Genomic DNA, 17,139 nt, shown 5'->3' on the forward strand with positions numbered 1-17,139 from the left:
CCGGGAGGCATGGTCCCCGCTGTCCTGCCCGTCAGCGGGCTGTGCCGGCGGGGGTGTCGCCGTGGGATTCCAGCACTGTGGCAAGAGTGGCGGCGAGGTGCTGGCGCTCGTCGGCGTCGAGGCCGTGCAGGAGGCGGGCCTCGTTGGCCAGATGGAGGGGCAGGACCCGGTCGATCGTCTCCAGGCCGTGCGGGGTCAGGCGGATCCTGACCGATCGGCGGTCGGTGGCATCGGGTACGCGGGTGACCAAGTCCTTGGCCGCCATGCGGTCCACCCGCAACGTGATCGCTCCGGTGGTGACCAGTGACGCCTTGAGGAAGGTCTTCGCTGTCAGCTCGTAGGGCTCGCCGGAGCGCCGCAGCGTCGACAGGATGTCGAACTCGCCCGGCTCCAGGCCGTGTTCGGCGAGGAAGTCCTTGATCTCCTTGTCCCACAGCCGGGACAGCCGCATGATCCGGCCGACGACGCCGATCGGCGAGAAGTCCAGGTCAGGACACTCCCGGCGCCACTGCTCCAGCACCGCCTCCACCGCGTCTCCGGTAGCCGCCGCATCCGCCATAAGTCCTCCAGGCACAGATAGATGAGCGCTCATTTAGTTGACGCTCGCGCAAGTTGGGTTTAGCTTAGCACTCACTTAATCGCCTCTCGCCTAAAGGGCGGGGGGCTCCGCTCTCCGCTGCCCTCAACCTCCATGTCCACGACTCCTCCAAGGAGCAACCATGTCCTACCCCGACCCCCGCTACTTCGGCGAGCACGGCGAGATCAGTGCCAGCTTCCGGCCCGCGAGCACCGCGCCCGATTTCGTCGCCAAGCCCCCCGCCGCCGAAGACCCCGACGGTCCAGGCGCCCCCCAGGGCACCGCCTACCACTACCTGTCCACCACCGTCTCCACCGGCGGCGAGTACGGCCTGTACCGGGTGGACATGGGCCCGGAAGCCAGCGGGCCCAGCACGCACTTCCACAAGGCCATGTCGGAGTCGTTCTTCATCCTGTCCGGCACCATGCGGCTGTTCGACGGCCGACGCTGGGTCGACGCCACCTCCGGCGACTACCTGTACGTGCCGGTGGGCGGGCTGCACGCCTTCCGCAACGAATCCGGCGAACCCGCCTCCATGCTCATGCTCTTCGCCCCCGGCGCACCGCGCGAGGACTACTTCGAGGGCGTCACCGAGCTGGCCGGCCTCAGCGAGGACGAGCGCAGGGAGTTCTTCCTGCGCCACGACAGCTTCTTCGTCTGACGCCACTCCCTCACACCGCCTCACCACCGACCACAGCGAAGCCACCCACGAAGGACGGGATCCTCATGACCAACGTCGCGGTCATCCACTACTCCTCCACCGGCAACATCCACACCATGGCGAAGGCCGCCGCCCAGGCTGCCGAGAAGGCCGGCGCGGACGAGGTCCGGCTGCTGAAGGTCGCCGAGTTGGCGCCCGCCGCGGCCATCGAGAGCAACCCCGCCTGGGCCGAGCACGTGGCCGCCACCGCCGACATCGCCGAGGCGGCCCCGGCCGATCTGGAGTGGGCGGACGTCATACTCCTCGGCACCCCGACCCGATTCGGCCTGCCCGCCGCGCAGCTGAAGCAGTTCATCGACACCACTGGCGGTCTGTGGGCGCAGTGCAAGCTCGTGAACAAGGTCGTGTCCTCGTTCACCTCCACCTCGGCGACCCACGGCGGCCAGGAAAGCACCCTCCTGGCGCTGAACAACACCTTCTACCACTGGGGTTCGATCATCGTCCCGCCCGGTTTCGCCGACCCCATCCAGTTCGACCCGGCCAACGGCAACCCCTACGGGGCGAGCAGCATCTCGGGCAACAGCCCCGACAACGTGGCCGAGGCCAACCTCGCCGCCGTCGAGTTCCAGGCCCGCCGAGCCGTCGAGATCGCCTCCGCGCTGCGGCGCGGGCGCGCCTCCGTCTGACCGTCTCCAGGTGCGGGCCGGCACCCCCGCCCGCACCTGATCCCCAATTCGCCGCCGTTGCGCGCCAACCCTGAGCGCACGACCTAGGGAAGTAAACCCATGCCCTCGAATGACGCTGCGGCCGCACCCGCCAAGGCCGGTGCCCGCCAATGGGCCGGACTGGCCGTCCTCGCCCTGCCCACCCTGCTGATCTCCCTCGACCAGAGCGTGCTGTTCCTCGCGCTGCCGCATCTGGCGGAATCCCTGCGGCCAACCGGTACCCAGACTCTGTGGATCATGGACATCTACGGCTTCCTGATCGCCGGGTTCCTCATCACCATGGGCACGCTCGGCGACCGCATCGGCCGCCGGAAGCTGCTGATGATCGGTGCTACGGCGGTCGGTGTCACCTCGGTGGCGGCCTCGTACGCCACCAGCGCGGAAGCCCTGATCGTCACCCGCGCGCTGCTCGGTGTCGCCGCCGCGACGCTCATGCCGTCCACGCTCGCCCTCATCAGCAACATGTTCCCCGACCCCTACCAGCGGGGCCGTGCCATCGCGGTGTGGGCCAGCTGCTTCATGGGCGGTACGGCGCTCGGCCCGGTCGTCGGCGGGCTGTTCCTGGAGTTCTTCTGGTGGGGCTCGGTGTTCCTGCTCGGCGTGCCCGTCATGGCACTACTGCTGATCGTCGCGCCGCTCGTACTACCGGAGTACCGGGATCCGAACGCCGGCCGGATCGACCTGTTCAGCGTGCTGCTGTCGCTGACCTCGATCCTGTCGCTCATCTACGGACTCAAGGAATTGGCACGCAACGGCTTCGAGACGGCGCCCGTCGTCGCGGTCGTCGTCGGTATTGCCGTCGGCGCTGTGTTCGTGAACCGGCAGGGCAAGCTGGAGCACCCGCTGCTCGATCTGAAGCTGTTCCGGGTGGGCGCGTTCACCGCCGCATTGCTGATCCTGACGGTGTCGATGCTCGGCACCGGCGGCGGCTACCTGTTCATCACCGGATTCCTGCAGATGGTGGAGGGATTCTCGCCGATGGAGGCGGGTCTGTGGATGGTGCCCTCGGCCCTCGCGTCGATCCTCGCCGCGCAGGCGGCGCCGATCCTCGCCAAGCGCTTCCAGCTGGGCACGGTGATCGGGGTGTCCCTGCTCATCGGCACGACCGGCTACGCGATGCTCGTCTTCGTCGACCCCATCGGCGGACTACCGCTCCTCCTTGCCGGCTTCGTCATCATCTTCGTCGGTGTCGGTACGTTCGGAGCTCTCGGCACCAACATGGTCGTGGGGTCCGTCCCGCCCGAGCGGGGCGGCTCGGCGGCAGCTCTGTCCTCCATCAGCGGCGACCTGGGTAACGCTCTCGGAGTCGCCACCCTCGGCAGCCTCGGCGCCGCCGTCTACCGCGACACCCTCACACCTCCCGCCGGCACCCCGGCGGGCGCAGCCGAAGCTGCGGGGACGAGCATGGAGAACGCCGTCACCGCCACCCGCCGGCTGCCCGCCGAAGCCGGCGACGCTCTGCTGACCGCCGCCAAGGCGGCCTACACCAACGGGCTCAACGCGATCGGCATCGCCTGCGCCGTCATCACCGCGGTCAGCGCGGCCATCTCGCTCACCATGCTGCGCGACCGCCGCGGGGCGACCCCGTCCGGTCGGGCACGGTCGCATCAGGAGGACAAGCAGGAAGGCGGCACTGAGGGAGCCGCGCACTCGCTGCCGGTGCGTGGCTGACCGCCGTCGTCACGAGCCCGCAAGCGCGGGCCGCAGTCCTCTCCCCGGCCGAACCACACTTTGTGGAGAACTGATGCGTCACTCAACAACCGCTCAGAAAACTTCCGTTGCAGTGCGCCATGAGCGATCACCGGATGCCCGTCCGGTGCCCGTCCTGTGGCTCGCTCTGATCGCCGGCCCCCTCTCCTTCGGCATCGCCGCGCCCTCCCTGGTGCTCGACACCATCGCCCGGGCCCTGGACACGACGACCGGCGCCGCCACCTGGACGGTCACCGCATTCGGCTGGGGCATAGCGGTCGGCACCCCGTTGATGGCGGGTCTGCTCCGGCACCGGGGCGCGCGGGCCACGCTGACGGCCTGCGCTCTGCTGGTGCTGGCCGGGGCCGCCCTTGTGTTCGCCGTGCCTGCCCTGCCCGCCCTGATCGCGGGATGTGCTCTGCAGGCCCTGGGCACCGCGGGGCTGACCGCAACGGCGATGCACCTGGCGGGCTCCTCGCCCCTGCGCGTGGGCCTGATCACCGCCTCACTGGCGGTGGTCGGATCCACCGCACCGTTGGCCGGTTCGCTCACCAACGACGTGCTGTCCTGGAAGCTGACGCTCGCTCTGCCCGTGCTCAGCGTCCTCGCCGTGCCGGCTGTGCTGCGCCACTCCACGCGCGAGACGTTCACCGCCGAGCGGTCCGACGCCCTCGGTGCGCTGTTGCTGACGCTGCTGGTGACCGCGCTGGTCTTCGTCCCGCACTACCCGCTGCCGGCGGCCGTGGGCTCCGTCGTCGGCCTGCTCCTGCTCATTCAGCGGCTGCGGGACCGGCCGCGCGGATTCGTCCCCGCCGCGGTGGTGGGCAAGCCGGCGTTCCTGCTCCCATCCGCGCTGGCCTTCCTCCTGGCGGTGGTCAACTTCGGGCTGTTGTACGCCACCGCGGACCGGCTGGACGAGCACACCACCTGGTTGCCCGGTCAGATCGGCGCCGCCATGGTCTGGCCGGCGCTCCTCGGCGGGACGCTGTCCTGGTTCGTGGTCGCTATCTCGGGCAGGCTGGGCCGTCGCCCCATCATCGTCGTACTGCTGCTCCTCGGCCTCACGGCACCGGTGGTCACCGGTTTCAGCACCGCACCCCTGCTGCTGCTCGCCGCCCAGGCAATTGCCTCCATCGCGGCCTCCTCCGGGCAGGGCGTCTTCGCCGTCCAGGCCACCGCCGCCCTGCCTGACACCGAACGCCCCTCGGCCATCGGCCTGTTCAACCTCTGCTACTTGCTGGGCGCCGCCTTCGGCCCTGCCGCCATCGCCTTGCTTGCCACTGCCTGAGCGGCCCACACGACGGCGGTGGAGACACACGCGACAGGATGCAGGACCTGCCGAGTCCACCGCGATACGACGGGGCAGCCCTGGCTGCTGAACAGCCTCTACTCCAACCGCACCGTCGAACAGCCCCGCGACGGCCTGCCGGCCCGCAGCTACGGGTTCTTCGACGACTTCCGCGCCCTCCAACGCAAGCAGGACCGCCGCCCGGTGCGGTTGCAGAAGGTCGCCACCTGAGGCACCCGGTCGCGGCAGCGCCGCAACCGCCGCCGCAGCAACGGTGACCGGCTGCCCGCCCGTCAGGTGCGGGCCGCCGTGCTGGGCGTACGGGGCTGCCGCGGGGACGGCACCTGCTGGGGTGCCGACTCCGCGGTACGCCCCGTCGCCTCCGGTACGGCGATCGAGTGGCCGCGCAGTCGGCGCGAGGTACACCAGCCGCCGCAGCCCAGCTGGAAGTGCAGGTCCCAGGTGCCGGGCGCCAGCGGACGGCCGTGGTCGGCCGTTGCGGGGTCGATGGTGAACTCCGCCTCGTACCGCAGCGTGCAGACGTCCTCCCCGCGACGACCGGCACCCGAGAGCCGCCCGCCGGGCCGACCGGTCAGGCGCGCGAAAAGCCGTGCGGCCGGCCGCGCGGCCAGGCGCGCCGCCTTCCGGCAGGCCGACCGGATTCGGGCAGTCCGTCCGCCCGGCCGGGAGCCCTCCGGCACCGCGACCGGAACCTCCACCACACGCCAAGTGGTCGCCAGATTCAGCACGGTGCCGCCCTCGCGGTGACGGAGCTGGCCGCGGACGTTGCTGCGCCGTACGGCCTTGGCGAAGTCGGCCCGCGCGGCGACCGCGTCCACGGCGGCCACCCGCGGCGGCAGCCGCAGCACACGGCGGTCGCCGTCGCGGGTGAAGGCGAGGGGAACAGAGCCCCGCCCCCTCCCCCGGCCGCTTGCACGTCGTACCAGGGAGGCCGAACAGCGGACCGTGAGCTGCCCCTCGCGCCACCACGCCGACTCCACGCGCGGCCGGTGCCCGACTCCGGCCTCGAACCGCGCCTGCTCCTCCAGCAGCGTGCGATCGCCGTGCCGGGCGAGGGCTGCGACGATCCGCAGCCGGGTGGGCAGTGCGGTGTCCGTTTCCGGGGGCAGTTCGGCGGCCAGCGCGCCGACGGCTTCGATCCACTCGGTCCTGCGCTCCTCGGGCTGGTCCAGCAACGGCTGCCCGGCGATACGGTCGAGCGCCTTCTTGCCGTACCACTTGGCCACCAGCCGGTTCCGGTGCCGGCCCGGCGGCACATAGGTGTCGGGCGCTTCGAGGACCGCGAGGACCCGGCGGATGCTCTCGACGTACGGGTGCGGCTCGATGGTCCGGTAGCTGACGTTGTGCTTGCCGTCGGAGTGCCGCACCCAGTGGTAGCAGGTGTAGTCGTGCACCGTGGCCACCCGGTCGGTGAGCAGGAAGGCGCGCAGGGTGAACATGTGGTCTTCCAAGCGCACCCTGCCCTCCGGGAAGCGCAGCCGGTGCTCACGCAGGAAGGCGCGGCGGAAGAGCTTGTGGACCGTCATCGAGGCCAGCAGTGCGGTGTCGGTACGCAGGTCGCAGGAGGTCATCGGCTGCTCGAACAGGGCCCGCGGCGCGCGCCGGCCGTGCCCGGCCATCCGGCCGATGACGATGTCGGCACCGGTCTCCCGCGCCCGCGCGTACAGCCGCTCCAGGGCCTCGGGCGCGAGCCGGTCGTCGTCGTCCACGTAGTGGACGAACTCGCCCTGGGCCAGCTCCGTCCCGATGTTGCGGGGGCGTCCGGGCCAGCCGGAGTGCTCGGTACGCACCACGCGCGCCGTCGCCTCGGCGCCCTGCTCGGCTATCTCGGCCTCCAGCAGTGCGACGGTGTTGTCGCTCGACTCGTCGTCCACGTAGATGATCTCGAACTGGGAACGGGGCATGGTCTGCGCGAGGAAGGAGCGCAACCCGGTCAGCACCGTCTCTCCCGTGTTGTACGTGGGGACGACGATGCTGACCTTGACGGACTCCTGACTGGCTGGGGGTGTTGCGGTAGGCACTGCGGCGGCTTCCTCCGGTCGTCTGCGGCGTCCCGCCCGGGTGCCCGTCGCCCGCGGCGTCAATCCCCCCGGTCCGCGCTCACCCGGAGCCCGGCACCTAGTGCGGTGCCAGCGGAATTTCGCACCACACCCGTTTGCCGTTGCCGCGCGGTTCGACCCCCCAGTCGGTGGCGAGCTCCTCGATGAGCATCAGGCCGCGCCCCGAGGTGGACTGCTCCGTGGCGGCCCGGCGTTGCGGGGAGGTCGGTGAGGTGTCGGTGACGGCGATACGGAGGGCGCGGCCGCCGTTGCGGACCGGCCGCGCTGTCAGGGTGGCGTCGCCTTCGGTGTGCAGCAGCGCGTTGGTCGCCATCTCGCTGGCGAGCAGTTCGGCGGTGTCGGCGAGGGTGCCGAGGGACCAGCGGTGCAACGCCGTACGCAGGGCCTGCCGTGCCGCGTGCAGGGATCCCGGGTCGCTGGGGGAGATGGTGACGGCCATCTGCGGTGCGGCGGCCCGCCTGCCGGAGGCGCGGCGCAGCAGCAGGAGGGCGACATCGTCCTCCTCGCCGGTGAAGTCGCCCATGGTGCGCAGCAGATGGTCGGCAAGGTTGTCGGGGCGTACGGGACCGGCCCGTACCGCGTCCAGGAGCTTCGCCCGCCCCTCGTCGATGTCCTGGGTACGGGACTCGATGAGGCCGTCGGTGAACAGCAGCAGCGTGGAGCCGGGCTCCACCACCGTTTCGGACATCCGGTACGGGGGCTGGGCTCCCGGCGCCGTCAGTCCGAGGGGCAGCCCGCCGGGGACGTCGACCCATACGCAGCTGCCGTCCGGGCGGCGCAGCACGGGCTCCAGGTGACCGGCGCGGACGCTGACGGCGACGCCGGTGCGGGGGTCGAACAGGACGAGGAGGCAGGTGGCGAACCGGTCGGTGTCCAGTTCGGCGAGGAAGGACGAGGCGCGGGCCATGACGGTGAGCGGCGGGTGCCCTTCGGCGGCGTAGGCGCGCAGCGCGATCCGCAGCTGCCCCATCACGGCGGCGGCGGTCACGTCGTGCCCCTGTACGTCACCGACGACCGCGGCGATCCGGCCGTCCGGCAGCGTGACGGCGTCGTACCAGTCGCCGCCGATACCGCCGCGGGCCCGCGCGGGCCGGTAGCGGGTCGCCATGCCCAGCCCTGCCACATGCGGGATGTGCCCGGGGAGCATCGCCGTCTGGAGACCGGCGGCCAGCTCGTGCTCCTGGTCGAAGAGCAGGGCCCGCTGGAGCGACTGGGCGATGGTGCTGCTGAGCGCGGTCAGCACGGTGCGCTCGTCGTGGGTGAAGCGGGTCTTGCCCTCGTAGGTGAGGCCCACGGCGCCGATGGCGGTGTCGTGCGCGATCAGCGGAAGGTAGACGGCGGCGGTGGCGTCGGGCACCAGCTTCAGATAGCGGCGCAGTCCCGGGTAGCGCTGGGCGAACTGCTCGCGGTCCGTCACAAAGACCGGCTCCCGGGTGCGGATCGCCTCGGTGAGCGGCAGTGGGGCGCCGATGCGGGCAAGGTGGAAGTCGCGGATGGCCTCGTCCGGGACGCCGTTGGAGCCCACCAGCCCGATCCGTCCGCTGTCGGCCAGCCCCACGATGATGCTGGCCGCGCCGAGCCGCTGCACCAGCCGGGTGGCGGTGAGCGCCTCGGCGACGTCGTCCACGGTGACGGTGGGGGCGAGGGCGTCGTTGACGTGGCCCACGATGTCGGCCTGCCGGCGCCGGTCGCTCTTGGCCTGCCGCAGCTCCCGCGTCTGATCGATGGCCTGGAGTTCCTGGCTGGCGTCCCGGATGATCCCGATGACCTGCGCAGGTGTGCCCTTCTCGTCGCTGATGACGGTGGCCTGGGTGTGCGTCCAGCGCAGCGCTCCGTCAGGGTGGCGTACCCGGAAGTAGAGGCTGTAGCCCGTCCGCTCCTTCAGGGCGCGGCCGACGTGCGCCTGGATCTCGGGCAGTTCCTGGGGCAGCATCCGTTCGGCGATGGTGGCGGGGCGGTTGTCGTACTCCCCCGGCTTGAACCCGAGGACGGTCAGACCGGCATCGTCGTACCGCATCTCGCCGGTGTTCAGGTCCCAGCAGAAGCTGCCCATCCCGTTGACGGCCAGCGCGACGTGGGCGGCAACCGGTGGATCGCCGCGCTGCGTGGGCCCCGTGCTCGGTTGGCGGAAGCGGTGCATCGCTGTCTCCCGATCGCGTGGCCCCGGTGCCTGGGTCCCCGCTCAGCGACAGCCGCGGCGGCGCTGGGCGGGACCACCTCCCCATCATGCGGGCAGCCGACCGCCGTCGCCCGTCGAGTGGTGCGCCCGGGGAAACGCCCTCCCGCGCCTCGGCAGCCACGGACCCCCGCGCTGCTGATGGCGGGGGTCCGGCTCGCCGTCCCCGGCGGCCGCGCCCCGGACTCGCGGACCGGGGTCGGGGCTCGCGGACCGGGATCAGGGCTTGCCGCGGGCCTGGCTGGCGGCCTTCTCCGCGGCGGCCGACTCCGAGTCGTGCGGGCCCGTCGACAGCTTGCCGCCGGAGTTTTCGATATGGGCGCGAACGAACCACTGGAAGAGCTCCAGCTTCCGCAAGTGCTCGATGAGCAGGTCCTGGGTGACCAGGTCCGAGGTGTCGGTGGCCTCGACCGCCTTGCGATGGTCCTCGATCACACCGGTGTAGACGACATCGAGGGCACCGAGGTGTTCGATGGCCTCGGCCCGTCCGAGCGAGTAGTCGCCCCAGGTCCGCTCGGCGACCAGCACCCCCGGGGTGCCCCAGGGCGAGCCGCCCAGCGTCGAGATGCGCTCGGCCGTGTTGTCGATCATCTCGCGGACCTCCTCGACCTGTGGGTCGAGCATCTCGTGAACGGCGATGAAGTGTGGTCCGATCACGTTCCAGTGCACATGCTTCAGCGTCAGCGCCAGGTCGTTGAGAGCGTGCAGTCGCATCCGCAGAAGCTTGATGACGCTGCCACCGTCGGCCGTGGACATTCCCGGGACGGTGTAGGACGGCTTCGAACCGTTGGTGGATGCATGGTGGGGTGCCACGGTGCGCTCCAATCCTCGGAGGGGGCAAAACGTAGGGAGAGCAGCGCCGACCTGCCGACTGCCGTTCGCACGGCGGTCGGTCGCTCGGCTATGTCAACAGCCCGCCCGCGGCGTGCCGAAGCCCTCTCCCCGCGGTTCCTCCGCCACTTCGGCAGGCGCGCTGGTGCCCCGGCAGCGGGCGAAGGATGCACGCAGCGGGACGGTCAGCGGCCGAGGGCGCGCCGGAGCTCGTCCTTGTTCATGTGGGAGCGGCCCTCGACGCCACGCTGCCTGGCCTCGTTGTAGAGCTGGTCACGGGTGGGACCGACGGGGCCGGTGCGGTTGCCGGAGCGCTGGCCGCCGCGCTTGGGCGCCGGCTTGTCCTGCACGGAGGTGCGGCTGGCCCTCTTGGACTCGCCTTTCTGGGCACGCTCCTTGTTCACCGTGCGGGCCGCGATCTCCTTGGCCCGGCCTGTGGAGGTGCCACGACGCTGGGCGCCCTCCTTGATGTGCTCGTACTGGCGCTCGCGCTTGCGGTTCGACCCTGCAGGCATGGTTCCTCCGTAATCTACGGTCTGGTGCTGTCGCGGTCGGCACTGTCGGTCGTCTGTCCGTTATAGGTCTGTCCGCTATAGGAACTTTCGACCGGTTCCCGATTTCCATCCTCCGCCTTCGCGGTCCGGACGGCGACCGCACCGGTGCGCTTCCACCCCCGAGTTCCACATGCGCAAGGCGCCACACGTGCACCACGGGTGCTAGCGGTGTTCCATCAGCAGCACCAGGCTCGTTCCCGGCTCCAACGCCTCACACAGGTGCGGCACGTCGCCCGGATAGCTGATGCAGTCGCCGGGCCCGAGCTCCACCGGCTCGTCCGCGGCCCCGATGCGCACCCGGCCCGAGGCGACGACGGCGTGCTCGTACGTGCCGGGTGAGTGCGGCTCGGAGGCGCGGGGCGCACCCGGCTCGACGTACACCGTGTACAGATCCCTGCGCGCACCCGGCGGGCAGGCGGACAACAGCGTCGCCACGTACTGCGCCTGCTCGGACGGGACGGCGATGCCCTCCCCCTTGCGCAGCACCCGGGAGCGCGGGCGGGGTGGATCGACAAGCCTGCTGAACGGCACGTCCAGCGCGACGCCGAGCGCCCACAGCGTCTCCACGCTGGGGTTCCCGGTGCCGGCCTCCAGCTGCGAGAGCGTCGACTTGGCGATTCCGGCCCGCTTGGCGAGCTCGGTGAGGGAGAGCCCGGCGCCGGTGCGCTCCGCGCGGATGGCGGCGGCGATACGGGCGAGGGGCGGCCGGGCGGCACCCCCGGGCGCTTGGCGGGGCGAGGGCTGTTCGGCGTTTCGGTCCACCGGTTCTCCTTGACGAACACTCATTGGGCTGTTCACTATATCGCCCATGCGTTCGCCACAGAGAACACCCGGGGAAAGCCCCGGCCGGCTCCCGCTGCGGGAGATCACCGTGCTCGCGATCGCCATCGGGCTGGTCGGGCTCTCCTTCGGCGCCGTCGCGGTCTCACGGGGCGAGCCGCCATGGGTGCCGCTGTCGATGTCGCTGACCGTCTTCGCCGCCGGGGCCCAGTTCGCCTCCCTCGACCTGGCGCTCGGCGGCGCCGGGACGGCTGCCGCCGTCACCGCCGGACTGGTGCTCAACGCCCGGCTGGCGCTCTTCGGCTTCGCGCTGCCCGATGTGCACGGCGAGCGCAGGGGCGCGCGGTTGTGGGGCAGCCAGCTGCTGGTCGACCAGTCGGCCGCGCTCGCCCTGGCGGAACGCGATCCGGCGCGCCGCCGCACCGTCTTCCTCGCCTGCGGCGGCGCGCTCTACCTCGCCTGGAACCTCGGCACCCTGCTCGGCGTACTGGCAGGCCGCACCCTGAGCGACCCGGGTGCGCTGGGACTGGACGCCGCCGAACCCATCGTGCTGCTCGCCCTGGTGCTGCCCGCACTCCGGCGCGGCCGGAGCGGGAGCGCGGAGGAGAACGGCGCCGCCACCCGGCGCGCCGCACTCGCCGGTGCGGTACTGGCACTCGTGGCGACTCCGTTCCTGCCGCCGGGCACGCCGGTGCTGCTGGCCTTGCTGGGCCTGCTGGCGCGGGGTGCGCGCAAGGCGTCACCCCGCCCGGAAGGAGGTTCGGTATGACGCTCGTCGCCATATCCCTGCTGGCGGTCGGCACCTACGGGCTGCGGCTGTGCGGCCCCGTGCTGCGCGCTCGTACGGAAATCCCGGCCCGGGCCCAGCAGTTGCTGACCGACGCGGCGACCGTGCTGCTCTGCGCCCTGATCGCCACCTCGGCGCTGATGGAGGGGCAGGGGTTCGCCGGCTGGTCGCGTCCGGCCGGCGTGCTGGCGGGCGCCGCCCTGGCGTGGTTCCGGGCGCCGTTCCTGGGCACCGTGCTGGGTGCCGCGGCGGTCACCGCGGGGCTGCGATGGGCGGGGGTGACGTAGCGGCCTGACGGGTGCTCAGTCCGCGGAGAGCATCTCGAACCAGGTGGTCTTGCCGCGGGGCAGCAGGTCCACGCCCCAGCGTTCGGCCAGGGTGTCCACCAGGAAGAGCCCGCGGCCGCTGGTGTCCAGCTCGCCGACCGGCAGCAGGCAGGGCAGCCCGCGCGAGGGGTCGCGGACCTCGACACGGAGCCGGCCCGAGCGGCGCAGCATCCGGATGCCGATGGTGTGTGCGCCGGTGTGCCGGACCGCATTGCCGACCAGCTCGGAGACCAGCAGCACGGTGTACTCGGTGCGCTGCGCGGAGAGGGCCCAGCGCTGCCGGAGGACCGCCTCGGCGAGCCGACGGGCCAGACGCGCGGATTCCGGGAGGTTCGGCAGCGGCACCTCCCGTACGGTCGGATCGCCCGCCCGGTCGAGAACGGTGCTCACCGGCTCGGCGCACCATGTCTGTGCTGGGCCTTCCGGAACCCGTTCGGTCACGCTCGCCACATCTCCCTGACCCGCCATGACCCCCATCATGGCGGCAGCTGAGAGCCCCTGGGGGCGGTTCGGCGGTTTCCGAAAAGGCGAACCCGCGCCGTCCGCAGCGCACGCACGCGGCCCCGCGCCACTGCGGCTCCGCGCATATGCCCGCTGACCAGCAATGACACCTCGCATACAAGTGATCACAGCCCGCCCCCACCCGGCCCCGGCCAATTCCCCCACACGGCGGGCACGCCACCCCCCACCACCCCGCCCAGAGCGCGCACCTGGCATGGGGGGACGCGCCCCGTAAGGGGCGCGGGGAACTGCGCGACAAGCCACAGCTCACCCGCAGCCCGCGGACGAGAAGCACGGGCACCCCCTCCCCGGAACAACCGGGGGCCGGCGCTAGCGGAACCGCGCCTTTCCAGGGCCCTCCTCAATGAAGCTCCGCATGCCGATCTCCCGGTCCTCCGTAGCGAACAGCCCCGCGAACCAGTTCCGTTCGATCGCCAGACCCGTTTCGATGTCGGCCTCGAGACCGAAGTCGACCGACTCCTTGGCCGCCCGCAGGGCCAGCGCCGGGCCGCCCGCGAGCCGCGCGGCCCAGGCGTGCGCCTGCTCGTAGACCTCGGCGTCCGGCACCACATGGTCGACCAGTCCGATCCGGGCGGCCTCGTCCGCCGCCACCGTCCGCCCGGTGAAGATCAGGTCCTTCGCCTTGGCCGGGCCCACCAGCCGGGACAGCCGCTGGGTGCCCCCGGCGCCCGGGATCAGCCCCAGCAGGATCTCCGGCTGGCCCAACTTGGCGCTCTCGCCCGCGAACCGGACGTCCGCGCACAGCGCCAGCTCGCAGCCGCCGCCGAGCGCATAGCCGGTGACGGCCGCGGCAACGGGCTTGGGGATGCGCGCGACGGCGGTGAACGCCTCCTGAAGCCCACGGGAGCGTACGACCATCGCGGCGTGGTCCATCTCGCGCATCTCTTTGATGTCCGCGCCGGCCGCGAAGACCTTCGCGCCGCCGTAGAGCACCACGGCACGCACGTCAACGCGGCGTGCCGCCTCCTCGGCGAGTTCGCGCAGCAGGTCCTGGGTGGCGATGTCGAGGGCGTTCATCTTCGGCCGGTCGAGCCGGATGGTGCCGACGCCGTCGGCGACCTCGAGGCGCGCGGTGGCGCCGGGTTCGTTGTCCGTCATGCAGGGAAGGTTAACGGCCGTTACGCGCCGCGGCCCCGGTGCCGTTCCTCACAGCACCGGGGCCCGTACGGCAGGGGATTCCGGCCTACTGCGCCGCCGTCCACTTCGCCCAGGACATGTTCCAGCCGTTGAGGCCGTTGTCCGGCTTGATCGTCTCGTCCTGGGAGTTCTTGACCTCGACCACGTCACCGACCATCGAGTTCTGGAAGAACCAGGCACCGGGTGAACCGTTGGCGCCACCGCCACGCATGTCGAACAGGCCGACACAGCCGTGGCTGCCGTTGACCTTGCCGAACTGGTACTTGGGCAGCCAGTAGTTGCCGTGGATGAAGGTGCCCGAGGTGCTCAGCCGCATCGCGTGCGGCACGTCCTTGATGTCGTACTCACCGCCGAAGCCGACGGTTTCCCCGTTCATCCGGGTGACCTCGTGCTTCTCGCTGATGACCATCTTGCCGTTGTAGGTGGGGTTGGCCGGGCGGCCGGAGGTGATCGGGATGGTCTTGATCTTCTTGCCGTCCCGGGTCACGGTCATCGTCTTCTTCTTGGCGTCCACGACGCTGACCTGCTGCCTGTCGACGGTGAACTTGACCGTCTTGCGCTGTGTTCCGTAGACGCCGTCGGAGCCCTCGACACCGCTCAGGTTGAGATCGACGGTGACCTTCGTACCGGACTTCCAGTACTCCCGGGGGCGGAAGTCGAGGCGCTGGTTGCCGAACCAGTGGCCGGCCACCTCGACCTCGGGGTCGGCCTTCACGGATATCGCCTTCTCGACGGCTTCGCGGTTGGCGACCGGGCGGTTGAAGTTGACCGAGAACGGCATCCCCGCGCCGACCTTGTCGCCGCTCTCCGGCGTGAAGTAGCCGACGAAGGTGTTCTGCGGCACGAACGTGGTGAATGCGGCGTGCTTGGCCGAGGCCCGGCCCTCGGAGTCCTTGGCAACGGCGTCCACCGTGTACTTCGTCCCGGCCGACAGATGGGTGGCGGGCCGCCACACCGTGCCGCCCTTGGCGAGGGCGCCCTTGATCTTCTTGCCCTTGCTGTCCTGGACGGTCACCTTGGTGAGCTTGCCCTTGGCTGCCGCGACCTTGAGCGCGCCGGAGGTCCGTACACCGTCGGCGCCGTCCTTGGGTGCGACGGTCACCACGGCCTCGGAGGGGCCCTTGGCCGGCTTGTCGTCGTCGTTCTTGCCGTTCGCGCGGGCGCCGGAACCGCCGCCCCCGCCGCAGGTGGTCAGTGTGAGCAGCAGTACGACCAGCAGCACGACGAGGCCGACGGCGGAGCCGCCGATGACCTGGGCGCGGCTGTCCCCCCGGATCGTCTCCCACTTGAGCTTGTCCCTGGCCACGGTCTTCAGATCCAAGACGGCCCCATCCTTCGTCCTCACACGGTTTCGCGCACCCGTGTGCGCCCCCGAAAAACACAACGCCGCGCCGCCCGGTCATGTGGGGTCTTCCGGCCGAAGGCCGGGGCACCATGAACGGCGGCGCGCATCCGCCTTGTTAGATAACCACACCACAACGACACCGAGCGGCGTCTGGTGGTCACCGTTCGGTCGCGGTTTTGGGGAGGACGGAAGGAGACCGCGGCTTTCGACGCGGAAGCCGGGTAGGTCGTCGCGGCCGGAGCTCACTTGAGGGCCGAGCCCGCCACCCACTTCTCCCAGGGCATGTTCCAGCCGCCGAGCCCGTTGTCCGCCGCCACGGTCCGGTCGTGCGAGCCGCGCACGGTCACCAGGTCGCCGACCAGCGACCGGCGGAAGAACCGCCCGGCGGGTGACCTGTCGTCACCGCCGCGCTTGTCCTCCAGACCGATGCAGCCATGACTGGTGTTCTTCTCGCCGAACGTGCGCCGGGGCGCCCAGTAGTTGCCGTGCAGGAAGGTGCCGCTGCGGGTCAGCCGCATCGCGTGCGGGACGTCCTTGATGTCGTACTCGCCGCCGAAGCCCACGGTGTCGCCGTTCATCCGGGTCTCCTCGAACTTCTCGCTGAGCACCATGAGGCCGTTGTAGGTGGGGTTCTTCTTCGTCCCCGCCGTGATCCTGAGCCGGTCGACGGTGCGCCCGCCGCGCTGGACGGTCAGGGTGCGGTGGCCCACGTCGACGACGCTGCGCTGGTCACGGCCGATGGTGAAGTGCACCTTCTTCTGCTGGGTGCCGTAGACGCCGGGCGCCCCGCGTACATCGCGCAGCCGCAGATCGAGGGTGACCTCCGTGCCGGGCCGCCAGAACGTACGCGGCCGGAAGTCGAGCCTGTTGCGGCCGAACCAGTGTGCGGCGACGGAGACGCGGGGGCGGGAGGTGACGCTGATGGCGCGTTCCACGGCCGCCCGGTCGGCGATGGGACGGCTGAAGTCGAGAGAGACGATCATCGCGGTGCCCACCGTCTGCCGGTGCTCGGGCCGGAAGTAGCCCAGGAAACGGTGCGGGGGGACGCGGGTGGAGAAGGTGGCGTGCCGGATCACCCGGTCCCCGTCGCCGTCGACCGCCACCACGTCCACCGCATAGGTGCTCGCAAGCTCCAGCACGGTGCCCTCGCGCCGGCCGGTGCTTCTGCTCCCGGGGGCGTTGGCGCGGTCGGCGGGCAGCGGGCGCCAGCTGCGCCGGTCGGCGGAGAAGCGGCCCGCGATGGCCCGCCCGGCGTCCTTCCCCTTGCGCTGCATTCGGACGCTGCGCAGCTTTCCCTCGGGTACGGAGACCTCCACCGGGGCGTCCGTCGAAACGCTGCGGGAACCGTCGCCTGGTGTCACGCGGATGGCGTCGCCGGGTGGTTTGCCGTCGTCCATCACGCCGCAGCCGGCAGGCGTGGCACACAGCAGCGCGAGCCCCACCGCGGCCACCAGGGAGCGCAGCGCCCGCCGCACATCCCGCGCGCAGTGGTGCGGCACCCCGCCGTCTCGTGCTGTCGTGGCCTGTGCGCCCCGTCCCATACCGTCCCCGCTCCTGTGCGTACGTACTGTCCGGTGCGTTTCCGCTGCCGTGCTCACCTGGACGAACGGACCAACGAAGCGCATGCGACAGGGACACCGCGATCACACGAGTGAGCGAG

At 71.2% G+C, this 17,139-nt stretch carries 17 protein-coding genes; 7 read left to right on the forward strand and 10 right to left on the reverse strand.

Features of this window, described 5'->3' with window-relative positions; genetic code table 11:
• Nucleotides 1-31: 31 nt before the first annotated feature.
• Nucleotides 32-559: a MarR family winged helix-turn-helix transcriptional regulator gene (locus ACTWP9_RS06655; protein ID WP_443245036.1), complete on the reverse strand. Its 528-nt coding sequence runs from the start codon at nucleotides 557-559 to the stop codon at nucleotides 32-34.
• Between the two features lie 160 nt (nucleotides 560-719).
• On the opposite strand from ACTWP9_RS06655, the gene ACTWP9_RS06660 reads away from it, so the two are divergent.
• From ACTWP9_RS06660 to ACTWP9_RS06680, 5 genes are all read left to right on the forward strand, one after another.
• Nucleotides 720-1,238, forward strand: a complete 519-nt coding sequence (locus ACTWP9_RS06660; protein WP_443245037.1) for a cupin domain-containing protein — start codon at nucleotides 720-722, stop codon at nucleotides 1,236-1,238.
• A gap of 65 nt (nucleotides 1,239-1,303) precedes the next feature.
• On the forward strand, nucleotides 1,304-1,924 hold the full coding sequence (gene wrbA / locus ACTWP9_RS06665; RefSeq protein WP_443245038.1) for an NAD(P)H:quinone oxidoreductase: 621 nt from the start codon (nucleotides 1,304-1,306) through the stop codon (nucleotides 1,922-1,924).
• A 99-nt stretch (nucleotides 1,925-2,023) separates the two neighbouring features.
• A complete protein-coding gene (locus ACTWP9_RS06670; protein WP_443245039.1) occupies nucleotides 2,024-3,634 on the forward strand; it encodes an MFS transporter in 1,611 nt (536 codons plus the stop codon).
• 145 nt (nucleotides 3,635-3,779) lie between these two features.
• On the forward strand, nucleotides 3,780-4,940 hold the full coding sequence (locus ACTWP9_RS06675) for an MFS transporter (RefSeq protein WP_443245040.1): 1,161 nt from the start codon (nucleotides 3,780-3,782) through the stop codon (nucleotides 4,938-4,940).
• An 18-nt stretch (nucleotides 4,941-4,958) separates the two neighbouring features.
• Complete coding sequence (locus tag ACTWP9_RS06680; RefSeq protein ID WP_443245041.1) at nucleotides 4,959-5,171, forward strand: hypothetical protein; 213 nt, start codon at nucleotides 4,959-4,961, stop codon at nucleotides 5,169-5,171.
• A 62-nt stretch (nucleotides 5,172-5,233) separates the two neighbouring features.
• Here ACTWP9_RS06680 and ACTWP9_RS06685 read toward each other — a convergent pair whose 3' ends face one another.
• From ACTWP9_RS06685 to ACTWP9_RS06705, 5 genes are all read right to left on the reverse strand, one after another.
• Nucleotides 5,234-6,982 (reverse strand): glycosyltransferase family 2 protein, encoded by a 1,749-nt coding sequence (locus tag ACTWP9_RS06685; protein WP_443245042.1) that lies wholly within the window; start codon nucleotides 6,980-6,982, stop codon nucleotides 5,234-5,236.
• Between the two features lie 97 nt (nucleotides 6,983-7,079).
• Nucleotides 7,080-9,161, reverse strand: a complete 2,082-nt coding sequence (locus ACTWP9_RS06690; protein ID WP_443245043.1) for a SpoIIE family protein phosphatase — start codon at nucleotides 9,159-9,161, stop codon at nucleotides 7,080-7,082.
• 255 nt (nucleotides 9,162-9,416) lie between these two features.
• Nucleotides 9,417-9,953: a Dps family protein gene (locus tag ACTWP9_RS06695; RefSeq protein ID WP_443245044.1), complete on the reverse strand. Its 537-nt coding sequence runs from the start codon at nucleotides 9,951-9,953 to the stop codon at nucleotides 9,417-9,419.
• A 260-nt stretch (nucleotides 9,954-10,213) separates the two neighbouring features.
• Nucleotides 10,214-10,543, reverse strand: a complete 330-nt coding sequence (locus ACTWP9_RS06700; RefSeq protein ID WP_443245045.1) for a plasmid stabilization protein — start codon at nucleotides 10,541-10,543, stop codon at nucleotides 10,214-10,216.
• 201 nt (nucleotides 10,544-10,744) lie between these two features.
• Nucleotides 10,745-11,344: a helix-turn-helix domain-containing protein gene (locus tag ACTWP9_RS06705; protein WP_443245046.1), complete on the reverse strand. Its 600-nt coding sequence runs from the start codon at nucleotides 11,342-11,344 to the stop codon at nucleotides 10,745-10,747.
• 46 nt (nucleotides 11,345-11,390) lie between these two features.
• On the opposite strand from ACTWP9_RS06705, the gene ACTWP9_RS06710 reads away from it, so the two are divergent.
• Both ACTWP9_RS06710 and ACTWP9_RS06715 read left to right on the forward strand, forming a co-directional pair.
• On the forward strand, nucleotides 11,391-12,131 hold the full coding sequence (locus ACTWP9_RS06710; RefSeq protein WP_443245047.1) for an AzlC family ABC transporter permease: 741 nt from the start codon (nucleotides 11,391-11,393) through the stop codon (nucleotides 12,129-12,131).
• Nucleotides 12,128-12,436 (forward strand): AzlD domain-containing protein, encoded by a 309-nt coding sequence (locus tag ACTWP9_RS06715; RefSeq protein WP_443245048.1) that lies wholly within the window; start codon nucleotides 12,128-12,130, stop codon nucleotides 12,434-12,436. The genes ACTWP9_RS06710 and ACTWP9_RS06715 overlap by 4 nt, the downstream gene beginning before the upstream one ends.
• A 15-nt stretch (nucleotides 12,437-12,451) precedes the next feature.
• Here the strand turns inward: ACTWP9_RS06715 and ACTWP9_RS06720 are convergent, their stop codons facing one another.
• The 4 genes from ACTWP9_RS06720 to ACTWP9_RS06735 form a co-directional block, all read right to left on the reverse strand.
• Entirely contained in the window at nucleotides 12,452-12,952 is a 501-nt protein-coding gene (locus ACTWP9_RS06720) for an ATP-binding protein (protein ID WP_443245255.1), read from the reverse strand.
• A gap of 354 nt (nucleotides 12,953-13,306) precedes the next feature.
• Nucleotides 13,307-14,095, reverse strand: coding sequence for an enoyl-CoA hydratase/isomerase family protein (locus tag ACTWP9_RS06725; RefSeq protein ID WP_443245049.1), 789 nt, complete (start codon nucleotides 14,093-14,095; stop codon nucleotides 13,307-13,309).
• Between the two features lie 85 nt (nucleotides 14,096-14,180).
• Nucleotides 14,181-15,455 (reverse strand): L,D-transpeptidase, encoded by a 1,275-nt coding sequence (locus ACTWP9_RS06730; RefSeq protein ID WP_443245050.1) that lies wholly within the window; start codon nucleotides 15,453-15,455, stop codon nucleotides 14,181-14,183.
• Between the two features lie 266 nt (nucleotides 15,456-15,721).
• Nucleotides 15,722-17,020 carry an Ig-like domain-containing protein gene (locus tag ACTWP9_RS06735; RefSeq protein ID WP_443245051.1) on the reverse strand — a complete coding sequence of 433 codons (1,299 nt, stop codon included), beginning with the start codon at nucleotides 17,018-17,020 and terminating at the stop codon, nucleotides 15,722-15,724.
• Nucleotides 17,021-17,139: the final 119 nt, after the last annotated feature.

The organism is Streptomyces sp. 3N207, from assembly GCF_052246355.1.
Classification (GTDB): domain Bacteria; phylum Actinomycetota; class Actinomycetes; order Streptomycetales; family Streptomycetaceae; genus Streptomyces.